General features: G+C 58.6%; 20 protein-coding genes and 1 tRNA gene. 10 read left to right on the forward strand and 11 right to left on the reverse strand.

The features are described 5' to 3' along the window. Positions 1-46: 46 nt before the first annotated feature. From purQ to purC, 3 genes are read right to left on the reverse strand one after another with little or no spacing between them, the layout of a single operon-like run. Entirely contained in the window at positions 47-715 is a 669-nt protein-coding gene (gene purQ, locus ACFWW4_RS17395; RefSeq protein WP_411892025.1) for a phosphoribosylformylglycinamidine synthase subunit PurQ, read from the reverse strand. Further along, entirely contained in the window at positions 715-945 is a 231-nt protein-coding gene (gene purS / locus ACFWW4_RS17400) for a phosphoribosylformylglycinamidine synthase subunit PurS (RefSeq protein WP_393928533.1), read from the reverse strand. The genes purQ and purS overlap by 1 nt, the downstream gene beginning before the upstream one ends. A 13-nt stretch (positions 946-958) precedes the next feature. Next, on the reverse strand, positions 959-1,723 hold the full coding sequence (purC, locus tag ACFWW4_RS17405) for a phosphoribosylaminoimidazolesuccinocarboxamide synthase (RefSeq protein WP_393928534.1): 765 nt from the start codon (positions 1,721-1,723) through the stop codon (positions 959-961). Between the two features lie 132 nt (positions 1,724-1,855). Between purC and ACFWW4_RS17410 the strand changes: the two genes are divergently transcribed. From ACFWW4_RS17410 to bmt, 3 genes are all read left to right on the forward strand, one after another. Further along, positions 1,856-2,170 (forward strand): DUF1476 domain-containing protein, encoded by a 315-nt coding sequence (locus tag ACFWW4_RS17410; RefSeq protein WP_411892026.1) that lies wholly within the window; start codon positions 1,856-1,858, stop codon positions 2,168-2,170. Positions 2,171-2,303: 133 nt separating this feature from the next. Continuing rightward, the gene (locus ACFWW4_RS17415) at positions 2,304-4,109 is read left to right on the forward strand and encodes a phosphatidylglycerol lysyltransferase domain-containing protein (protein ID WP_411892027.1); all 1,806 of its coding nucleotides are present in this window, start codon (positions 2,304-2,306) and stop codon (positions 4,107-4,109) included. Positions 4,110-4,171: 62 nt separating this feature from the next. Next, a complete protein-coding gene (gene bmt / locus ACFWW4_RS17420) occupies positions 4,172-5,188 on the forward strand; it encodes a betaine--homocysteine S-methyltransferase (RefSeq protein WP_411892028.1) in 1,017 nt (338 codons plus the stop codon). Positions 5,189-5,292: 104 nt separating this feature from the next. Here the strand turns inward: bmt and ACFWW4_RS17425 are convergent, their stop codons facing one another. Beyond that, complete coding sequence (locus ACFWW4_RS17425) at positions 5,293-6,375, reverse strand: PA0069 family radical SAM protein (RefSeq protein WP_411892029.1); 1,083 nt, start codon at positions 6,373-6,375, stop codon at positions 5,293-5,295. A gap of 134 nt (positions 6,376-6,509) precedes the next feature. On the opposite strand from ACFWW4_RS17425, the gene ACFWW4_RS17430 reads away from it, so the two are divergent. From ACFWW4_RS17430 to ACFWW4_RS17440, 3 genes are read left to right on the forward strand one after another with little or no spacing between them, the layout of a single operon-like run. After that, complete coding sequence (locus tag ACFWW4_RS17430; protein ID WP_393928539.1) at positions 6,510-7,217, forward strand: corrinoid protein; 708 nt, start codon at positions 6,510-6,512, stop codon at positions 7,215-7,217. 54 nt (positions 7,218-7,271) lie between these two features. Beyond that, positions 7,272-7,448: a hypothetical protein gene (locus tag ACFWW4_RS17435; protein ID WP_411892030.1), complete on the forward strand. Its 177-nt coding sequence runs from the start codon at positions 7,272-7,274 to the stop codon at positions 7,446-7,448. Continuing rightward, a complete protein-coding gene (locus tag ACFWW4_RS17440) occupies positions 7,441-8,064 on the forward strand; it encodes a DUF1638 domain-containing protein (RefSeq protein WP_411892031.1) in 624 nt (207 codons plus the stop codon). Before ACFWW4_RS17435 ends, ACFWW4_RS17440 begins: the two co-directional genes overlap by 8 nt. Positions 8,065-8,076: 12 nt before the next feature. On the opposite strand, the gene ACFWW4_RS17445 is transcribed toward ACFWW4_RS17440, so the two are convergent. The 4 genes from ACFWW4_RS17445 to purM form a co-directional block, all read right to left on the reverse strand. Continuing rightward, positions 8,077-8,484 carry a SufE family protein gene (locus tag ACFWW4_RS17445; protein ID WP_393928542.1) on the reverse strand — a complete coding sequence of 136 codons (408 nt, stop codon included), beginning with the start codon at positions 8,482-8,484 and terminating at the stop codon, positions 8,077-8,079. Between the two features lie 57 nt (positions 8,485-8,541). Continuing rightward, positions 8,542-9,699 carry a ribonuclease D gene (gene rnd / locus ACFWW4_RS17450; protein WP_411892032.1) on the reverse strand — a complete coding sequence of 386 codons (1,158 nt, stop codon included), beginning with the start codon at positions 9,697-9,699 and terminating at the stop codon, positions 8,542-8,544. 89 nt (positions 9,700-9,788) lie between these two features. After that, positions 9,789-10,385 carry a phosphoribosylglycinamide formyltransferase gene (purN, locus tag ACFWW4_RS17455; protein ID WP_411892033.1) on the reverse strand — a complete coding sequence of 199 codons (597 nt, stop codon included), beginning with the start codon at positions 10,383-10,385 and terminating at the stop codon, positions 9,789-9,791. Then, a complete protein-coding gene (purM, locus tag ACFWW4_RS17460; RefSeq protein WP_411892034.1) occupies positions 10,382-11,422 on the reverse strand; it encodes a phosphoribosylformylglycinamidine cyclo-ligase in 1,041 nt (346 codons plus the stop codon). The genes purN and purM overlap by 4 nt, the downstream gene beginning before the upstream one ends. A gap of 287 nt (positions 11,423-11,709) precedes the next feature. Between purM and ACFWW4_RS17465 the strand changes: the two genes are divergently transcribed. From ACFWW4_RS17465 to typA, 4 genes are all read left to right on the forward strand, one after another. Continuing rightward, positions 11,710-11,786 (forward strand) — tRNA-Ile (locus tag ACFWW4_RS17465). Positions 11,787-11,884: 98 nt separating this feature from the next. Further along, positions 11,885-13,093 carry an NADP-dependent isocitrate dehydrogenase gene (locus ACFWW4_RS17470; protein WP_393928546.1) on the forward strand — a complete coding sequence of 403 codons (1,209 nt, stop codon included), beginning with the start codon at positions 11,885-11,887 and terminating at the stop codon, positions 13,091-13,093. A gap of 102 nt (positions 13,094-13,195) precedes the next feature. After that, positions 13,196-13,828 (forward strand): DUF4328 domain-containing protein, encoded by a 633-nt coding sequence (locus ACFWW4_RS17475; protein ID WP_393928547.1) that lies wholly within the window; start codon positions 13,196-13,198, stop codon positions 13,826-13,828. 108 nt (positions 13,829-13,936) lie between these two features. Then, entirely contained in the window at positions 13,937-15,754 is a 1,818-nt protein-coding gene (gene typA, locus ACFWW4_RS17480; RefSeq protein ID WP_411892035.1) for a translational GTPase TypA, read from the forward strand. Between the two features lie 53 nt (positions 15,755-15,807). Here the strand turns inward: typA and ACFWW4_RS17485 are convergent, their stop codons facing one another. The 3 genes from ACFWW4_RS17485 to alaS are packed head-to-tail and all read right to left on the reverse strand — an operon-like array spanning position 15,808 to position 19,216. Next, positions 15,808-16,278: an MOSC domain-containing protein gene (locus tag ACFWW4_RS17485; RefSeq protein ID WP_411892036.1), complete on the reverse strand. Its 471-nt coding sequence runs from the start codon at positions 16,276-16,278 to the stop codon at positions 15,808-15,810. Beyond that, on the reverse strand, positions 16,275-16,562 hold the full coding sequence (locus ACFWW4_RS17490) for a DUF1330 domain-containing protein (protein ID WP_411892037.1): 288 nt from the start codon (positions 16,560-16,562) through the stop codon (positions 16,275-16,277). Before ACFWW4_RS17490 ends, ACFWW4_RS17485 begins: the two co-directional genes overlap by 4 nt. Next, on the reverse strand, positions 16,559-19,216 hold the full coding sequence (gene alaS, locus ACFWW4_RS17495) for an alanine--tRNA ligase (protein ID WP_411892038.1): 2,658 nt from the start codon (positions 19,214-19,216) through the stop codon (positions 16,559-16,561). The genes ACFWW4_RS17490 and alaS overlap by 4 nt, the downstream gene beginning before the upstream one ends. Positions 19,217-19,300: the final 84 nt, after the last annotated feature.

Genomic DNA, 19,300 nt, shown 5'->3' on the forward strand with positions numbered 1-19,300 from the left:
ATGGGTGCAGTCTAGGCCCATGGCGGACCTGCAGCAAGAACGCAGATCAGGCTGCGGTCAATTGCCCGACCAGCCCGCGGAAAAGTGCCTGCCCATCAGTGCCGCCATGGCCCACATCAACTGCCCGTTCAGGATGCGGCATCATCCCCAGCACGCGTCGGTTTTCCGACAATATACCAGCGATATCTGCAACAGACCCGTTGGGGTTTTCGACGTAACGGAACGGAATGCGCGCCTCGGCCTCAAGCTGCGCCAGCGCATCAGCATCAGCGGTGTAGTTTCCATCGTGATGGGCGATGGGAAAGCCGACAGTATCACCCGCATTGTATCCTTCGGTAAAGGCACTGTCCGAGGTTTCCACTTTCAAATCAATCGTTTTGCAGAGGAATTTAAGGTTCGCATTACGCATCAACGCGCCCGGCAAAAGCCCGGTTTCAGTCAGCACCTGAAACCCGTTGCAAACACCCAGGGCAAAGCCGCCACGCTCCACATGGGCCACAACCGCCTTGCAAATCGGCGACTTGGCCGCAATCGCCCCGCAGCGCAGATAGTCACCAAATGAAAAACCACCGGGGATCGCCACCAGATCAACGCCATCCGGCAAGGCGGCATCCTTGTGCCACACCATGCTGACATCGGCACCCGCAGCCTTAAGCGCGACCGCCATGTCGCGGTCGCAGTTCGATCCGGGGAAGACAATAACTGCGGCCCGCATCAAAGCATCTCCACCCGGTAGCTTTCGATCACTGTGTTGGCCAGCAGCTTTTCACACATCTCGTTGATGGTCGCCTCTGGTGTGCCATCGGCCAGATCAAGCTCGATCACCTTGCCCTGACGCACACCTTCGACGCCGTCAAAGCCCAGCGAACCAAGAGCATGGCGCACCGCCTCGCCCTGCGGGTCCAGAACACCATTCTTGAGCATTACATGCACACGCGCTTTCATTGTGCGGACCTTTCTAGTTGATCAATGTGGGTTTGGCAGGTCGGTGTGTGACGTTCGACGGCATGACACCCAAACGCTTTGCCACTTCGGTATAGGCATCGGTCAGATTACCCAGATCGCGGCGAAACACGTCCTTATCCAGCTTCTGACCGGTTTCGATATCCCACAGGCGGCAACTGTCCGGGCTGATCTCATCAGCCAGCAGCAGGCGGGGAAATTCATTGTCCCAGACGCGTCCAATCTCGATCTTGAAATCAACCAGCTTGATGCCCACGCCATACATCACACCCGACATCCAGTCATTCACCCGCAAGGCAAGGCTGACGATATCATCCATGTCCTGCTGTGTCGCCCAGCCGAATGCGATGATGTATTCTTCGGGCACCAGCGGGTCGCCAAGGCTGTCATCCTTATAGGAAAACTCGACAATCGGACGCGGCAAGGCCGTCCCTTCTTCCATCCCCATCCGCTTTGCCATGGTTCCGGCGGCAAAGTTGCGCACGATCACCTCGAGCGGAATGATCTCGACCTGGCGGATCAGTTGCTCGCGCATGTTCAGGCGCTTGATGAAATGGGTCGGAATGCCGATCTGGGTCAGGCCGGTCATGAAAAATTCGGACAGGCGGTTGTTCAACACACCCTTGCCTTCAATCACGGCTTTCTTTTCGGCATTGAAGGCGGTGGCATCATCCTTGAAATACTGCACCAGCGTGCCCGGTTCAGGGCCTTCATACAGGATCTTCGCCTTGCCTTCGTAGATCTTTTTGCGGCGCGCCATGCTCACCCCTTAACACTGCGCTGGCCCGGCATGGGCTGCGCGTTGTGCGCGTCATAGTGCAAGCCCCCCTTGCGGGCAAGCACCTGCGGAGGCATATCAAGGGCAACAGTTGTTTCAAATGATGAGGCCCACATGAGCACCTTTGACGACCGCGAACACGCCTTTGAGGCAAAATTCGCCCACGATGCCGAAATGCAATTCAAGGCAGAGGCACGGCGCAACAAGCTTCTGGGCCTTTGGGCCGCAGACCTGATGGGAAAATCCGGTGATGAGGCGCAGGCCTACGCGCAGGACGTCATCAAATCCGATTTTGAAGAACCGGGTCACGAAGACGTCTACCGCAAAGTTTCTGGCGATCTGGGCGAACTGGCCGATGAAACAACTATTCGCACCAAGATGGCTGAACTGATGGCCGAGGCGAAGGCCCAGCTGCTTAGCGAATACTGATTAAAATCAAATTTTCACTATCTTGATGACGCTTTGGCCTGGCCAAGGCGTCGTTTGTATGTGGGGCAAGGTCTGACTTAACCCGCCCTTCACCTCTGCCCCCTAGCCCGGTGTGACACCCGCCGGAGCCGCCATGATCAACCTTCCCGCCGCCCGCCCCCGCCAGTTGCTGCGCAATGGACTGCCGGTTGCGGTTCTGCTGATCTGTGTTCCGCTGCTATGGCAGCGCCTGTCGGTCATGGATATGGGCGCGATCCGCGCGGCGGTAGGTGCCGTCAGGTGGGATCAGTGGCTCTTGGCCGTCCTTGCGACCTGGCTGAGTTTTCAGGCGATTGGGCGCTACGATGCGGTCTGGCATCGCCTGATGGGTACAGGCGTGTCGCCGGCCCTTGCCAGACGTGCCGGTATGCGGGCCATCGCTGTGGCACAACTGTTGGGATTTGGTGCAGTCACGGGCAGTCTGGTGCGCTGGCGCTGTCTGCCCATGTTTTCGCTCTGGCAGGCGACCCACCTCTCCATCGCCGTCACGCTGGCCTTTACCCTGTGCTGGGCCCTGTTTGCATTATGCGCATTCTGGTGGTCGGGCCTATACCCAGCGTTTTCGGCACTGCATCTGGGCCTACTGCTATTGGCGGCGGCTGTTCTGATCACGATAGTGCGGCGCAGACTGACCCATAATCTGACCGCCGCCGACATCGGGCAGTTGATGGTCTGGACGGCAGTGGATCTGTGTTGCGCCGCTGCGGCCCTTTCCGTGATGTTGCCGGACGCCATTGACGTCAGTTTTTCACATATTCTGGCCGCCTATGTTCTGGCACTCGGGGCGGGCCTTGTCTCAAACACCCCGGGCGGCGCGGGCGCGTTTGACCTGACCCTTCTGACGCTGTTGCCGATGGACACCCCTGAACCGCTCGTCGCCGCCATCATTGCGTTTCGTCTTGTCTATTACTTGCTGCCTGCCAGCCTCGCGCTTGTGTCATTGGCCCGCCCGGCGCGGCACGCAGGCGCATCGCGCAACGCACCTGCCCATTGGGCGCTCGCCCGACAATCCGGTGAGGTCTGGACCATCGCAAACCAAGTTTGGTATCTGGCCGACCTGCCTTTCGTGATGGTTGCGGTAGGGCCTGCCAAACGGGCAACCGCCAAAGCGCCCAATCTGACGGCGCTGCGTCGGCACGCTGCAATCCGCATCAGGTTTCCAGCGCTCTACAATTGCGACCCAAGGCTGGCCATGGCTGCCAGAAATGCAGGCTGGTATGTGCGCCGTACGGCGATGGAGGCGTTGATCCGCCCCACGACGTGGTCCACCGCCGGAAACCGGCGACAGACCTTGCGGCGCAAACTCCGCCATGCCGCCGCCGCGGGTGTCGAGGTCACGCGCCCGGGCGCGATGCAACCAATCGAACAGATGCGCTACATCGCACGGCAATGGGCGCTAACGCATGGCGGAGAGCTTGGCCTGTCGATGGGCCGGTTCTGCCCTGATTTGCTGAACCAACAGGAGGTTTTTCTGATCACAATCGACGGGCAACTCACTGGTTTTGTAAGCTTTCATGCATCACCCACCGGATGGGTGCTTGACCTGATCCGCCATGTTGACGGGATACCTGACGGCGCGATCCAGACAGCCATCGTCGCCGCAATCGAAGCCGCGAGACAAAGCGAAATTCCGGTGCTGTCGCTGGCCTGCACCCCTGACCCGCGTTACACGCCGGATCGCTGGGCAAATCGCAAGGCCGGTCTGATCCAGTTCAAACGGTCGTTTGGACCTATCTGGGTGCCTCGCTATCACGCCGCCCCGTCCCGTTTCAGCTTTTGGATCACAGGCATCGTGATCGGAATCGGCATTCATCGGCCATGGGCCAATCTGCCCTGGAAACTTGCGCGGCGCATCAAGATCATCATGCAGAAATATCAAGTCGCACAGGTCCGATACTGATTGAAAAACGTATTGATGCGTGACAAGCGACCAGTATCGGCTACCAAGGAGGTCGCGGGCCCATGACGAATGCACTTTCCAAACTGCTCGAAACCCGCGATTGGCTGATGGCCGACGGGGCCACCGGCACCAATCTATTTAATATGGGGCTGATGTCCGGTGATGCGCCGGAACTCTGGAACATCGATGAAACCGCAAAGATCACAACGCTTTACAAGGGCGCTGTTGATGCGGGTAGTGACATTTTCCTGACCAACAGTTTTGGTGCCAATGCGTCACGGCTCAAACTTCATGGCGCCGAGGGGCGTGTTCACGAGTTGAACAAGGCCGCGGCCGAGATCGGTCGCGAGGTCGCTGACGGCTCTGGTCGCACCGTAGTGGTCGCGGGTTCCGTTGGGCCAACGGGCGAGATCATGGCGCCCATGGGCACGCTCACGCATGAAACCGCTGTTGAGATGTTTCATGAACAAGCCGAGGGTCTGAAGGCCGGTGGCGCAGATGTCTTATGGGTCGAGACCATCAGCGCGGCTGAGGAGTTTAAGGCTGCCGCAGAAGCGTTCAAACTGGCTGACATGCCATGGTGCGGCACAATGAGTTTCGACACGGCGGGCCGGACGATGATGGGGCTGACCTCTGCCGAGATGGTCAAGATGGTTGGCAAGATCGACAACCAACCCCTTAGTTTCGGGGCAAATTGCGGGGTTGGTGCATCGGATCTGCTGCGCACTGTGCTGGGCTTTGCGACCGCCGGACCAAGGGTTCCGGTGATCGCAAAGGGAAATGCGGGCATTCCAAAATATCACGACGGACACATCCATTATGATGGGACGCCCGCGCTGATGGGCGATTATGCAGTGTTGGCCCGGGACTGTGGTGCGACAATCATCGGCGGCTGCTGCGGGACAACACCAGATCATCTGCGCGCGATGCGAGAGGCGTTGGAGACGCGGCCCAAAGGCGAGGCACCGACCCTGGATGCAATCACCAAAGCGCTGGGCGGATTTTCATCCGCATCGGACGGGACCGATGGTGCCGGGCCCGTTGCGAGCCCCCGCCGGGGGCGCCGCCGCCGCGGTTGATGTCGGTCGCAGCAATGAAAAAGCCCTATCCACGACCATCCAACCGATGGACCACTGCCTGCTCCGGCCCGCCGGAGGCTCCGACAATCACCACAAGCGCAGGTTCAGAAAAAAGAAAGCTGATCACCCTGTTGCGGCGGTCTCGCAAACAGGTCCGTGCGCAGCGGTGGCAAAGATCGATCCAACCCCAGTTTCCGCGTTGCCAGTTTGAAGCGTTGTTGGATCATGGCCGCCCACTCCCCCTGCCCGGTCATCCGTTTGCCGAATTCCGGGTCGTAGTCCCGACCGCCATGTAACTCCCGCACACGGCCCATCACGCGGGCGGCACGGTCCGGGAAGTGTTCGGCCAGCCAATCACGGAAAAGCGTTGCAACTTCGCGCGGCAGGCGCAGCACGATGGATGAGGCCGCGACCGCACCTGCATCGGCGCAGGCATGCAGGATCGCCTCCAACTCATGATCGGTCAGGGCGGGCACCACCGGTGACACCATCGCGCGGACTGGGATACCAGCCTCGGTCAGCCGCCGGATCGTGCGCAGACGCGCCGCCGGGAGCGGTACGCGTGGCTCCATCGCACGAGAGGTTGCATTGTCCAGGGTAGTGACCGAAATGCCGACACGGACAAGACCCTTCGTCGCCATCTCGCCCAGGATATCAGCGTCGCGTTCGATCAATGTGCCTTTGGTCACGATCCCCACCGGATGGTTGAAATCACGCAGGACCTCCAGCACCTGGCGCATGATCTTACGCTCTTTCTCAATCGGTTGATAAGGGTCGGTATTGGTGCCGATGGCAATCGTTTTGGGCACGTAGCGCGGGTTCGCAAGTTCAGCCCGCAGCCGCTCAGCCGCATTGGGTCGCGCGATCAGTTTGGTTTCAAAATCAAGACCCGGCGACAGGCCAAGAAAGGCGTGGCTGGGGCGGGCAAAACAATAGATGCAGCCATGTTCACAACCGCGATAGGGATTGATGGACCGGTCAAAGCTGAGATCAGGCGAGGTGTTGCGCGTGATGATCTTACGCGCCATCTCTTCGCTGACTTCGGTGCGCAGAACGGGCAGTTCCTCGTCCCGTGCCCAGCCATCATCCACCATGTGCGAGGTGTAGCGATCAAATCGGACATCGGGGTTCGATGTGGCCGCGCGGCCGGGGGTGCGATGTGACTTTGGCGCGGCATGATCAGTCATGATCTTTATTAGAACATTTCATGAACGCGCACAATGGCAGGTCGGTCACGATCTGATGTATGTCGTTATTCAGCAGGTAGTCAAAGCTGATCACGCGCACTACTAACAAAGTAACGCTTTTCAAGAGGTTCCGCATGTCTGACGAAGAAGACGACATCATCCTGTCCGAGTTGAATGACGAGGACCTCGTCGCGCAAATGTTCGACGACCTTTATGACGGCATGAAGGAAGAGATCGAGGAAGGCGTGAACATCCTGCTGGAACGCGGGTGGGAACCTTATCGCATTCTGACCGAGGCGCTGGTTGGCGGCATGACCATCGTGGGCCATGACTTCCGTGATGGCATCCTGTTTGTGCCAGAGGTCTTGCTGGCCGCCAATGCGATGAAGGGTGGCATGGCCATCCTGAAACCGCTTCTGGCCGAAACAGGTGCCCCACGCGTCGGCAAGATGGTGATCGGCACCGTCAAGGGCGACATCCATGATATTGGCAAGAACTTGGTGTCGATGATGATGGAAGGCGCCGGTTTCGAGGTGGTTGATCTAGGGATCAACAACGCGGTCGAGGCTTATCTGGAGGCGTTGGAAACCGAGCAGCCTGACATTCTGGGCATGTCCGCCCTGCTGACAACCACGATGCCCTACATGAAGGTTGTCATAGATACGATGATCGAAAAAGGGTTGCGCGACGACTATGTCGTTCTGGTTGGTGGCGCGCCGCTGAACGAAGAGTTTGGCAAGGCGATTGGCGCAGATGCCTATTGTCGAGACGCGGCTGTCGCCGTGGAAACGGCCAAGACATTCATGGCGCGCAAACATAATCAGGGTGCCGCCGCGACCTAAGCCCTTTCAATTGGCGGCGACCATGCACATCTAGAGCGGCAAAGGAGAGTGCCGATGCCGTTTCGAACCTTTGCTCTTATCGTGATTGGCGTGATCGCCGCGTCGGCAGGGACCGTCTGGTTGATGTCAGCCATTGCCATTCACTTTCAGGTCCGACCAATGCCCATGTTCGTGATGCTGGGCTTGGTAGCGATAGCTGCATTTGTAGCCGTGCGAAGGCGCAATGGATGACGCGACGCTGACGCGTGATGGGCTTGCGCCTGACGGGGGCGGTCGCATCCTGCTGATCGCTTGCGGTGCGCTTGCGCGGGAAATACTGGCGATCAAATCGGCAAATGGGCTGGATCATCTTGATCTGCAATGCCTGCCGGCCATCCTGCATAATCATCCAGAGCAGATTGTGCCGGCGGTGCGGAAGGCCGTGCAAACCTACCGCGACGATTATGCTGACATCTTTGTTGTCTATGCTGATTGCGGCACGGGCGGGCAGTTGCAGGCCGCTTGTGATGATTTGGGTGTGAAGATGGTGGCTGGCCCGCATTGCTATTCATTCTTTGAAGGGAATGATCGCTTTGCCGCGCGCGAGGAGATGACGGCGTTCTACCTGACCGATTTTCTGGTGCGCCAGTTCGATGCGTTTGTGTGGGAGCCGCTGGGTCTGGGCCGTCATCCTGACCTGCGTGACATGTATTTCGGCAATTATGAAACGCTGGTCTATCAGGCCCAAACCGAAGATCCGATTTTGACAGAAAAAGCCCGGACATGCGCCGAACGGCTCGGGCTGCGGTTCGAGCGACGCTTTACAGGCTATGGCGATCTTGCACCGGCACTTGCCGCATTGCTGTAAAATCTGGCGCGGCTAAGCTGCCGCTGCGGATTGTCTGATCCGTTCAACCATCGCCCGCAATCCGTTGGACCGTTGCGCAGACAGATGGTCATTCAAACCCAGCCGCCCCAGTTCTGCAGCGGCATCAATTTTCAAGACATCAGCAGCTGGCTGGCCGCTGTAAAGCGTGTGAAGCACAGCAATCAATCCGCGCACGATCATCGCGTCGCTGTCACCGCGAAAGGTGAATGTGCCATCCTTGATCTGTGGCACAAGCCAGACCTGGCTGGCGCATCCATCGACCTTGGTAGCGGGCACGCGCAACGCATCCTCCAGCGGGTCCATCGCCTTGCCCATGTCGATGACATGGCGATACCGGTCTTCCCAATCATCAAGGAATTCAAAGGTTTCGACCAGTTCTTCAAAATCGGGGTTTGCCATGGATGCGCCTTTAGCTGTCTGCCTTTGATGTAGGGCGCGCAGGCTGCAGCGTCCAGATCAAAGCGCGACAGTCACAACCTTCTGGCCCTTCACAGCCAGCGCCACCTGCCCTTCGCAAAGCAGCAGGGCATCGTTGCCGAACACCTCGCGCCGCCAGCCCTTGAGCGCAGGCACATCCCGTTCGCCTGCGGCCAGGGCATCCAGATCGGCAGAATTGGCGATCAGCTTTTGCGCCACACCTTCGTTTTCGGTCTTGGACTTGAGCAGGACGCGCAACAGATCAGCCAGCGCCGGGTTCACCTGCAGTTTGGCCCGGTCGTTGTCGGGTTTGGGCATGTCTTCGGGTTTCACGGCCAGCCCTGTCTTGATGCTTGTCAGGATACCCTGGGCAATATCGCCCCTGCGCGCCTCGCGCAGCAAGAGCCGGGACCGCCCCAGATCCTGCTCGTTCTGCGGCTTGGTGGAGGCCAGTTCAACCAGCGCATCGTCCTTGTAAACCCGGTTGCGGGGGATGTTGCGTTCCTGCGCGTAGGTTTCGCGAAACCGGGCCAGCTCGCGCACGATGGCCAGAAACTTGCCGGACGTGGTGCGTGTTTTAACCCGCTTCCATGCGTCATCCGGGTTGGCTTGATAAGTGGCGGGGTCTTTCAGCACCGCCATTTCCTCGGCCACCCATTTCTTGCGCCCCGACTTGCCCAAACGGTCTGACAGGTATTCGTAGATATCGCGCAGATGGGTAACGTCGGCCAGCGCATATTTCTTCTGCGCGTCGGTCAAGGGACGGCGCGACCAGTCGGTGAACCGCGATGATTTATCCAGATCGGCTTTGGCGATCTTGCGCACCAGCGTTTCATAGCCGACCTGTTCGCCAAAGCCACAGACCATCGCGGCGACCTGCGTGTCAAACAATGGTTCGGGGATAACACCCACATCGACATAGAAAATCTCAAGATCCTGACGTGCGGCGTGGAATACTTTGACGACACCTGCATCGCGGAACAGATCATAAAGCGGCTCGAGCGACAGATCATCGGCGAGCGGATCGACCAGAACTGCATCCTCGCCGCCCTCATCCCGATAGGCCAACTGCACAAGACAAAGTTTGGAATAGTAGGTCCGCTCGCGCAGGAACTCGGTGTCTACGGTGACATAGCTGCATTTTGCAGCCTCTGCACAGAATGCGGCCAAGTCCTTGGTTGTGGTTATTGTTTTCATTCTTGTTCCGTCACTCGTTCAGGGCCCACACCCAAGCGCCGTTCATTGATAGGCGATCAGGTGGCCCATGGAAAGAAGTACGCTGCGGATCAGGCGGAAACTGTGACCTGGCTGCGATCCCCGATGGCATATTTGCGCAAGACGGCTGCGTAAAGCTGGTGTTCGAGCGGCAAAAGACGCGCGGCGAGCGTCTCGGGCGTGTCATCAGGCTGGATGGCGATGCGCGCCTGCCCCAGAACCGGGCCGCCATCCAGCTCTGCTGTCACTTCATGCACCGAACAGCCATGTTCACTGTCGCCAGCTGCCAGGGCACGGGCATGAGTGTGCAGCCCCTTGTATTTCGGCAAAAGCGACGGATGGATGTTCAACATCTTGCCGTCCCACTTCTTGATGAACTCGGGTGTCAGGATGCGCATGAAACCGGCCAGGCAGATGATATCCGGCCTGGCCGTTGACAGGGCCCTGTGCAATTCGGCCTCAAACCCCGCCCGATCCCTGCCGAATGGTTTATGATCAATGGCGAGTGTGGGCACATTCAGTGCCCGCGCCTTAGCCAACCCTGCCGCCTCTGGATCATTGGACAGCACCAGAACCGGACGCGCCGGATGATCGCCGGTCATCGATTTGATCAGCGACACCATGTTGGAGCCGCTGCCGGAAATAAGGATCGCAACCCTTTTGCTCACAAAAGTGCGCCCTTGTAGCTGACACCGGCACCCTTGATGACGCTGCCAAGCCGGTAGACCGTTTCGCCGGACCCCGTCAGATTTGCCATCAGATCATCGGCGTTGTCCCCGTCCACGACCAGCACCATGCCAATGCCCGCGTTAAAGGTTTTCAGCAGTTCCGCCTCTGCCATGCCGCCGGTTTGAGCCAGCCAGCCGAACACCGGGGGGAGCGTCCAGGTGCCCAAATCAATTTGCGCGCCAAGCCCCTCTGGCAGGACACGCGGAAGATTTTCCGTCAACCCGCCGCCAGTGATATGGGCCAGCGCATGCACGCCCCCGGCCCTGACCGCCGCCAGCGCCTGCTTGACATAGAGCCGGGTCGGGGCCAGCAGGGCGGCACCAAGGGTCGCATCGGCAAAGGGTGCAGGATCAGCCCATGTCAGCCCCGACAGATCAACAATCCGCCGCACCAGTGAATACCCGTTGGAATGCACACCGTCAGAGGCAAGTCCAAGCAACACGTCGCCTTCGGCCACGTCGGCAGGCAGATCCGCGCCGCGTTCCATCGCGCCCACAGCAAAGCCCGCCAGATCGAAATCCCCATCATGATACATGCCCGGCATCTCGGCCGTTTCACCGCCGATCAGGGCGCAGCCAGACGCGGCACACCCGGCGGCGATCCCTTCAATGATACGGGTCGCCTGATCAAGCTCCAACTTGCCGGTTGCAAAGTAATCCAGGAAAAACAAGGGCTCTGCCCCCTGGCAGACCAGATCGTTGACGCACATGGCGACCAGATCAATGCCGATCGTGTCGACATTGCCCGTATCGATGGCGATCCGCAGCTTGGTGCCGACACCATCAGTGGCCGCCACAAGGATCGGGTCGACATAGCCTGCACCCTTTAAATCGAACAGCGCGCCGAACCCGCCCAGTCCCGCCATAACGCCCGGACGGGCGGTGCGTTTCGCGGCCGGTTTGATCCGATCCACAAGGGTGTTGCCCGCGTCGATATCGACGCCTGCATCGGCATATGTCAGGCCATTTTTCGTCATCGTGACACCCCATTTTTCCGTTGGCGCTGCGATAGCGGATCAGGGGCATGGCCGCAAGAAGACATAAATAAAGTGTATTCTGTTGAGCGTTTGTTAATACTTTGACTGCAGAACGGTAGGCGAGACGAAGCGCCCTCCTCAAGTTCTTGTCGGTCTCGCTGGTATAGGGGCGGCCGGCGTTTGGTTAGTCAGTATCTACTCCAGCGTCGCCGCCTCGTCATCCTTCACACGAAAACCCATCCTGATCTTGACGGCCCGGCCCGGTCTGGTAGTGCAGGATACTGGATGGGCCTGTAGCTCAATTGGTTAGAGCAGAGCGCTCATAACGCTTTGGTTGCGGGTTCAAGTCCTGCCGGGCCTACCATCCTTGCCTCCACTCAGTATACGAATGCATACCACCTTTCCGTCCGCAAAGATTTGCGTTATGGGGGCGGCAGAATCCATGCAATGCGGAGGGACGAGATGTCCAAGATCAAGGTAGAGAACCCAATCGTCGAGATGGACGGGGATGAGATGACCCGGATCATCTGGGACTTCATCAAGAAAAAACTGATACTGCCTTATCTGGATGTGGACCTGCTCTACTACGATCTGGGGATCGAGGAACGCGACCGCACCGAGGACCAGATCACCATCGATGCTGCCGAAAAGACCAAAGAGGTCGGTGTCGCTGTCAAATGTGCGACCATCACACCGGACGAAGCCCGGGTCGAGGAATTTGGCCTGAAAAAGATGTGGCGCAGCCCGAACGGCACCATCCGCAATATCCTGGGCGGTGTGGTTTTTCGCGCGCCGATCATTTGTAAAAACGTGCCGCGCCTTGTGCCCGGATGGACCCAACCGATTGTGATCGGGCGTCACGCCTATGGTGACCAGTACCGTGCGACCGATATGAAATTCCCCGGCCCCGGCAAACTGTCGATGAAATTTGTCGGCAACGACGGCGAGGTGATCGAACATGAAGTCTTCGATGCCCCGTCCTCCGGCGTCTATATGGGCATGTATAACCTTGATAAATCGATCGAGGATTTCGCGCGCGCCTCCCTGAATTACGGTCTGAACCTCGGCTGGCCGGTCTATCTGTCCACCAAGAACACCATCCTGAAACAGTATGACGGTCAGTTCATGCTGATCTTCCAGCGCATTTTCGAGGAAGAGTTCAAGGACAAGTTCGAAGCCAAGGGCATCACTTACGAACACCGCCTGATCGACGATATGGTCGCCGCCGCAATGAAATGGTCCGGCGGCTTCGTCTGGGCCTGTAAAAACTATGACGGCGATGTGCAGTCCGACACTGTTGCGCAAGGCTTTGGCTCGCTTGGTCTGATGACCTCGCAACTGATGACCCCCGATGGGAAGATTGTCGAGGCCGAGGCCGCGCACGGCACCGTTACCCGTCACTACCGACAGCATCAGGCGGGCAAGGCGACATCGACCAACTCGATCGCGTCGATCTTTGCATGGACCGGCGGGCTCAAGCACCGTGCCAAGCTGGATGACAATGCAGAGCTGATGAAGTTTGCCGACACGCTGGAAAAGGTCATCGTGGACACGGTCGAAAGTGGCCACATGACCAAGGATCTGGCCCTGCTGGTTGGTCCCGATCAGCAATGGCTGACCACCGAAGGGTTCCTTGAAAAAATCGACGAAAACCTGAACGCGGCGATGTAATCCTGCAACGATTGTTCAGAAAAGGCGGCCCTGTCATGGGCCGCCTTTTTGTTGTCAGTTCGCTGGTTCACGTGATCCGAACATCGCAACCGAAATGATCCTATGACCCAATACGAATTTACTGATCTTTCCGGCCCGGGGCGGCGCGCCATCTGGGCCACATGTGCCTATGCCTGTGCCCAGCTGGGCCTTTCGGCCGCGCATGTGTACCAAAACGCCGTGATCCGCGGCTACATCTCCGGCACAACCGATGATGCGGCCTTGTTGCAAAGCGACAACGTCGTCGGAATGACGTCAATTGTCTTTCTTCTGCTGCTCATTCTCGTTTTCATCGTGAACGGGCGCTTTATCTATCTGGCAAGTCGGAATGCAGCAGTCATGACACCTGACAGCCAGGCGATCACCCCCGGATGGGCTGTCGGTTGGTTCGCAGTACCTATTGCCAATTTCTGGATGCCCTACAGAGCGATGAAAGAGACCTGGCTGCGGACGTTTAAGACGGCAGATACCGTTCCGGGATGGTTTGTCATATGGTGGCTCAGCTGGGTGGCCATGAATATAGTCGATCAGGTTCTTGGCCGTATGTCGCCACCAAACAACCTGCCCGACTACATCGGCTATAATCAGGCCTTTATCGTCTCGGGTGTTCTTTGGCTGATCCCTGCCTACCTTTTCCTTCGGATCATCCGCGCACTCAAAGAGGCCAAACACAACCCTGCCGAGGTTTTTGCCTAGGTCTAGGTCGTTTTACTTTGCGTCCTGCGTGTTCGTGTCAGTTTGGGACTAGCCATTCGCCCCGCCTCGCGTTATCCGCGCCGCAACTTATCCCTAAAGGCTGATCCCATGGATATCCGCAATATCGCGATTATCGCGCATGTTGACCACGGCAAGACGACACTGGTTGACGAACTTCTGAAGCAGTCTGGCGTGTTTCGCGAAAACGAAGCCGTGTCCGAACGAGCGATGGACTCGAATGATATCGAGCGCGAGCGCGGCATCACCATTCTGGCCAAATGTACATCGGTTGAATGGAAGGGTACCCGGATCAACATTGTCGACACACCGGGTCACGCCGATTTCGGCGGAGAGGTGGAACGGATCCTGTCCATGGTGGACGGTGTCGTGCTGCTGGTTGATGCCGCCGAAGGGCCAATGCCGCAGACAAAATTTGTGACGTCCAAGGCGCTTGCGCTTGGACTGCGCCCGATTGTGGTGGTCAACAAGGTGGACAAGCCCGATGGGGAGCCTGACCGCGCCATTGACGAGGTGTTTGACCTGTTTGCGGCACTGGAGGCCGAGGATGAGCAGCTGGATTTCCCTTCCATGTATGCGTCCGGCCGCGCGGGTTGGTGCGACGCGACGCTTGATGGACCGCGCAAGGATCTATCAGCTCTGTTTGATCTGATCGTCGATCACGTGCCCACGCCGGCGCAAATCACGCGCAAGGAAGAACCGTTTCAGATGCTGGCGACAACCCTGTCAGCCGATCCATTCATCGGGCGTATCCTGACCGGTCGGGTCGAAGCAGGGACTTTGAAAGCCGGCGAAACGGTCAAGGCCTTGTCCCGGACCGGTGAGAAGATCGAACAGTTCCGGGTATCCAAGATCCTCGCGTTCCGTGGCCTGTCGCAACAACCGATCGACGTAGCTGAAGCCGGCGACATCGTTACCCTCGCCGGGATGACCAAGGCCACCGTTGCCGACACGATCTGTGATCTGAGCGTTGATACCGCCATTCCCGCTCAACCAATCGATCCCCCTACGATCACAGTGACGTTCGGGATCAATGACAGCCCACTTGCAGGTCGTGATGGCAAAAAAGTGCAGTCACGCGTCATCCGCGAACGGCTGATGAGAGAATCCGAAGTCAATGTCGCAATCAAGGTCGCCGACACGCCCGGTGGTGATGCATTCGAGGTGTCCGGCCGTGGCGAATTGCAGATGGGCGTGCTGATCGAAAACATGCGCCGTGAAGGGTTCGAGCTGTCGATTTCCCGCCCGCAGGTGATTTTCACGGAACAAGACGGGCAGCGAATGGAGCCGGTCGAGGAAGTCACCGTCGACGTGGATGATGAATATACCGGCGTGGTGGTCGAAAAACTGACCGGCCCGCGCAAGGGTGAGTTGGTCGAAATGAAACCCGCCGGTGCCGGCAAGACACGCATCATTGCGCATGTCCCGTCGCGCGGGCTGATCGGATATCATGGCGAATTTCTGACCGACACACGCGGGTCGGGCGTGCTCAACCGCCTGTTCCACGGTCAAACCCCATATAAGGGCAAGATCGAAGGCCGCCGCCAAGGTGTGTTGATTTCGATGGAAAACGGAACGTCTGTCGCCTTTGCCCTGTGGAACCTGGAAGATCGGGGCAAGATGTTCATCGGCGCACAAGAAGCGGTTTATACCGGTATGATCATCGGCGAGCACAGCCGGGATAACGATCTGGAAGTGAACCCATTGAAGGGCAAGAAGCTAACCAACGTGCGGGCGTCGGGCACGGATGAGGCGGTGCGCCTAACAACACCGGTGACCATGTCATTGGAGCAGGCAATTGCCTATATCGACGATGACGAACTGGTCGAAGTCACGCCAAACGCGATCCGTCTGCGCAAGCGCTATCTTGACCCGCATGAACGCAAGCGGCAGGCGCGGGCAAGCTGAGCGGCACAAAGTTTCGCAGAAACTTTGGCAACAGACTTTCCTCGAAAGTCTGGCTACGCCGGTGTCATCGGATCGCCTAGCGACACGTTCCGGGGCGCAACGACCGACGCATACCAGCCACCGTGACCGCGCATTGCGTTGTAACCGCCCGGCCCCAAGTCCTGTTCCATGCGCGAACATGGCGGGCATGGTCCTTCGATCTGCAACACGGCTTGCCCGACCTTGATAAGTGTTTTTCTGAGCGCATAAAGATTGAGGCCCGACACCATCAAGTTGCGCCGCAATTGTCCGGGCTGCACGCGTTCGAGGCCAGCCAGACTTGCGATGACTTGCAGATGCTCTTGCTGGATCAGCGTCACAGCTCTTTTCCCGCCCGACGCGTGATCACCGACCAGTCCATTTTCGTCAATGAAAACTGAACTTTGACTGATCACTGCCTCTCTACGTGCTGGCCGCAGGCCGATCCAATCCAACCGACCGGGCTTCGCGTGCCGGGCCATCATTTCAGCCAGATTGCCCTTCAAGCGATCTCTTCTACGATGCTGAGTTCGCGCTGACTTGCGCCTTTGGCAAAGCTCAGCGCCTCCTGGTATGCATCCGAGCAATAGCAATCGTGCGCTGCCTGCAGGCTTGGAAAGCGGGCCACCACATTGCGCGGCCTGTCCGGCCCTTCCAACTGCTCATAGGCCCCGCCCCGCGCCAGAAAGACGCCGCCGTGATCGGCAATGGCGCCCGTCGCCCGTTTGGCGTATTCGCCATAGGCCGCTTCGTCCGTTACCTTGACATGTGCGATCCAAAGTGCGCTCATTTCAATTCCTCCAAGACTTTCCTTGCTGCTGCAATTGCGCCTTCGGCGTTGTCAGCCGATGCTCCGCCACCCTGCGCCATATCCGGGCGACCGCCGCCGCCCTTGCCGCCCAGTTCCGGGGTCGCCGCACGCAGGATATCCACAGCCGAGACCCGACCTGCCATATCATCCGTCACGCCTACAGCCACTGCGGCCTTGCCGCCAGTATCGGCGATCAGCAGCACAGCACCGCTGCCCATCTGAGCCTTGATGTCGTCGATAAGGGACGGCAGGTCCTTTCCAGTCACCCCGGTCAGAACCTGCGCCTGAAATGCGACGCCATTGATCACCTCCGATGGTGCGGTCTCTTTCGCGCCACCGCCCATAGCCAGTTCGCGGCGCAGTTGTGCGACTTCATTGGCAAGCGCCTTGCGTTCATCCAATAGCGCCTTCACCCGATCTGCAACTTCCGTTGCGGGGGCTTTCAGCGCCAATGCGGCCTGTGCCAGCCGGTGATCCTGTTCGCGCAGATAATCCAGGGCTGCCTGCCCGGTCAGCGCCTCAATCCGGCGCACCCCGGCGCTAGACGCACTGTCGCCCAGCGTCACAAAGGCCCCGATTTCACCCAATTGTTTGACATGGGTGCCACCGCAAAGCTCCAGCGAATAGGTGTTACCATCGGTGCCCTTGCCAGAGCCAGGCTTGCGGCCCATGGACACCACGCGCACCTCATCCCCGTATTTCTCACCAAAAAGCGCCTGTGCACCCATGGCGCGCGCGTCATCGGGCGTCATGACCCGAGTTTCGACCGTATCATTCTGGCGGATGACTGCATTCACATCGCGCTCAATCTGTTCCAACTCTTCAAGGCTCAGCGCCTTGTTATGACTGAAATCAAAGCGTAACCGGTCGGGGGCGTTCAGCGACCCGCGCTGTACCACGTGATCACCAAGCGCCTCGCGCAGCGCCTCGTTCAGCAGATGCGTGGCTGAGTGGTTCGCCATGATCCTGCCCCGCCGCCCTGCATCCACAGCCAGTTCAGCGCCCTGCCCTTTGGCCAGCGCACCATCTGTGACCTTCGCGATATGCACATGCAGACCAGCGACCTTTTTCGTGTCCGTAATCTCTGCGGTGCCAGTTTCGGTCCTGATCGTCCCGGCATCGCCGACCTGACCGCCGGCCTCTGCATAGAAGGGCGACTGGTTCAGCACGATCTGGACAGAGCCGTCCGCCTTGTCGGTTTGCTCACCCTCCGCCACCAAGGCCACGATCTGACCCTCTGCGGTCAGCGTGTCATAACCCAGAAAATCCGTTGTGCCATGCGTATCGGCGATGTCGAACCAGACGGCGCCATCGGCGGCCTCGCCGGTGCCGGACCACGCCGCGCGGGCCTTGGCCTTCTGTTCGGCCATGGCCGCCTCGAACCCGGCAGTATCAACATCGCGCCCCTGTTCGCGCAGTGCATCCTGCGTCAGGTCCAGCGGGAAACCATAAGTGTCATAAAGCTTGAAAGCCGCCGCACCCGGCAATGCGGCATCCTCTGGTAACCCGGACAGCTCATCATCCAGCAGCTTCAAACCCCGGTCGAGGGTCTGTTTGAATCGCACTTCCTCATTCAGAAGCGTCTCTTCAATCAGGCGCTGCCCCTGGCCCAGTTCGGCGTAAGCAGCACCCATCTGTTGCACCAGCGCGGGCACCAGTTGATGCATGACCGGATCCTTGGCACCCAGCAGATGCGCGTGGCGCATGGCCCGCCGCATGATCCGGCGCAGCACATAGCCGCGCCCTTCATTTGACGGCAAAACACCTTCGGCGATCAAAAAGGCGGTCGAGCGCAGGTGGTCAGCGATTACCCTGTGATGAACAATCAGATCATCATCGGTTCCGGTAGAGGTGGCATGGGCTGATGCCTCGACCAGCGCCTTCATCAGATCCGTTTCAAAGACATTGTTGGTGCCCTGCAGCAGCGACGAAATCCGCTCCAGCCCCATGCCCGTATCAATGGACTGGTTGGGCAGTTCAGTTCGACTGCCATCCTCGAACTGCTCGTACTGCATGAAAACGAGGTTCCAGATCTCGATGAACCGGTCGCCATCCTCCTCGGGAGAACCCGGCGGACCGCCCCAGATATGATCGCCATGGTCAAAGAATATCTCTGATGACGGGCCGCATGGCCCTGTCGGGCCCATCATCCAGAAATTGTCGTCCGTGGCGATCCGGATAATCCTGTCATCGGACAATCCGGCAACTTTCTTCCAGATATCAGCAGCCTCGTCATCTGTGTGATAAACCGTGACCAGCAGCTTTTCCTTGGGGATTTCAAGCTCTTTGGTCAGCACCTCCCATGCATAGGGAATGGCGGCTTCCTTGAAATAGTCGCCAAAGCTGAAATTCCCTAGCATTTCGAAAAACGTCAGGTGCCGGGCAGTGTAGCCCACGTTATCAAGGTCATTATGCTTGCCCCCGGCACGCACGCATTTCTGGCTGGTTGTAGCACGCGTATAATCGCGTGTTTCAACCCCGGTGAACAGGTTCTTGAACTGCACCATACCCGAATTCGCGAACATCAGCGTCGGGTCATTGCGCGGCACCAGCGGGCTGGAGGCTACGACCTCGTGCCCCTGCTGGCCAAAGTAGTTCAAAAAGGTCGCGCGGATGTCAGCAAGAGAGGTCATGACAAGGTTTCTCATTGGATTGCGTTAGGCCGGAGAAATAGCCCTGCGCCCACACACTGTCCACAGCCAACGCAAAAAGGGTGC

It is taken from the genome of Yoonia sp. SDW83-1 (assembly GCF_046762885.1).
In the GTDB taxonomy this organism is placed as follows: Bacteria; Pseudomonadota; Alphaproteobacteria; order Rhodobacterales; family Rhodobacteraceae; genus Yoonia.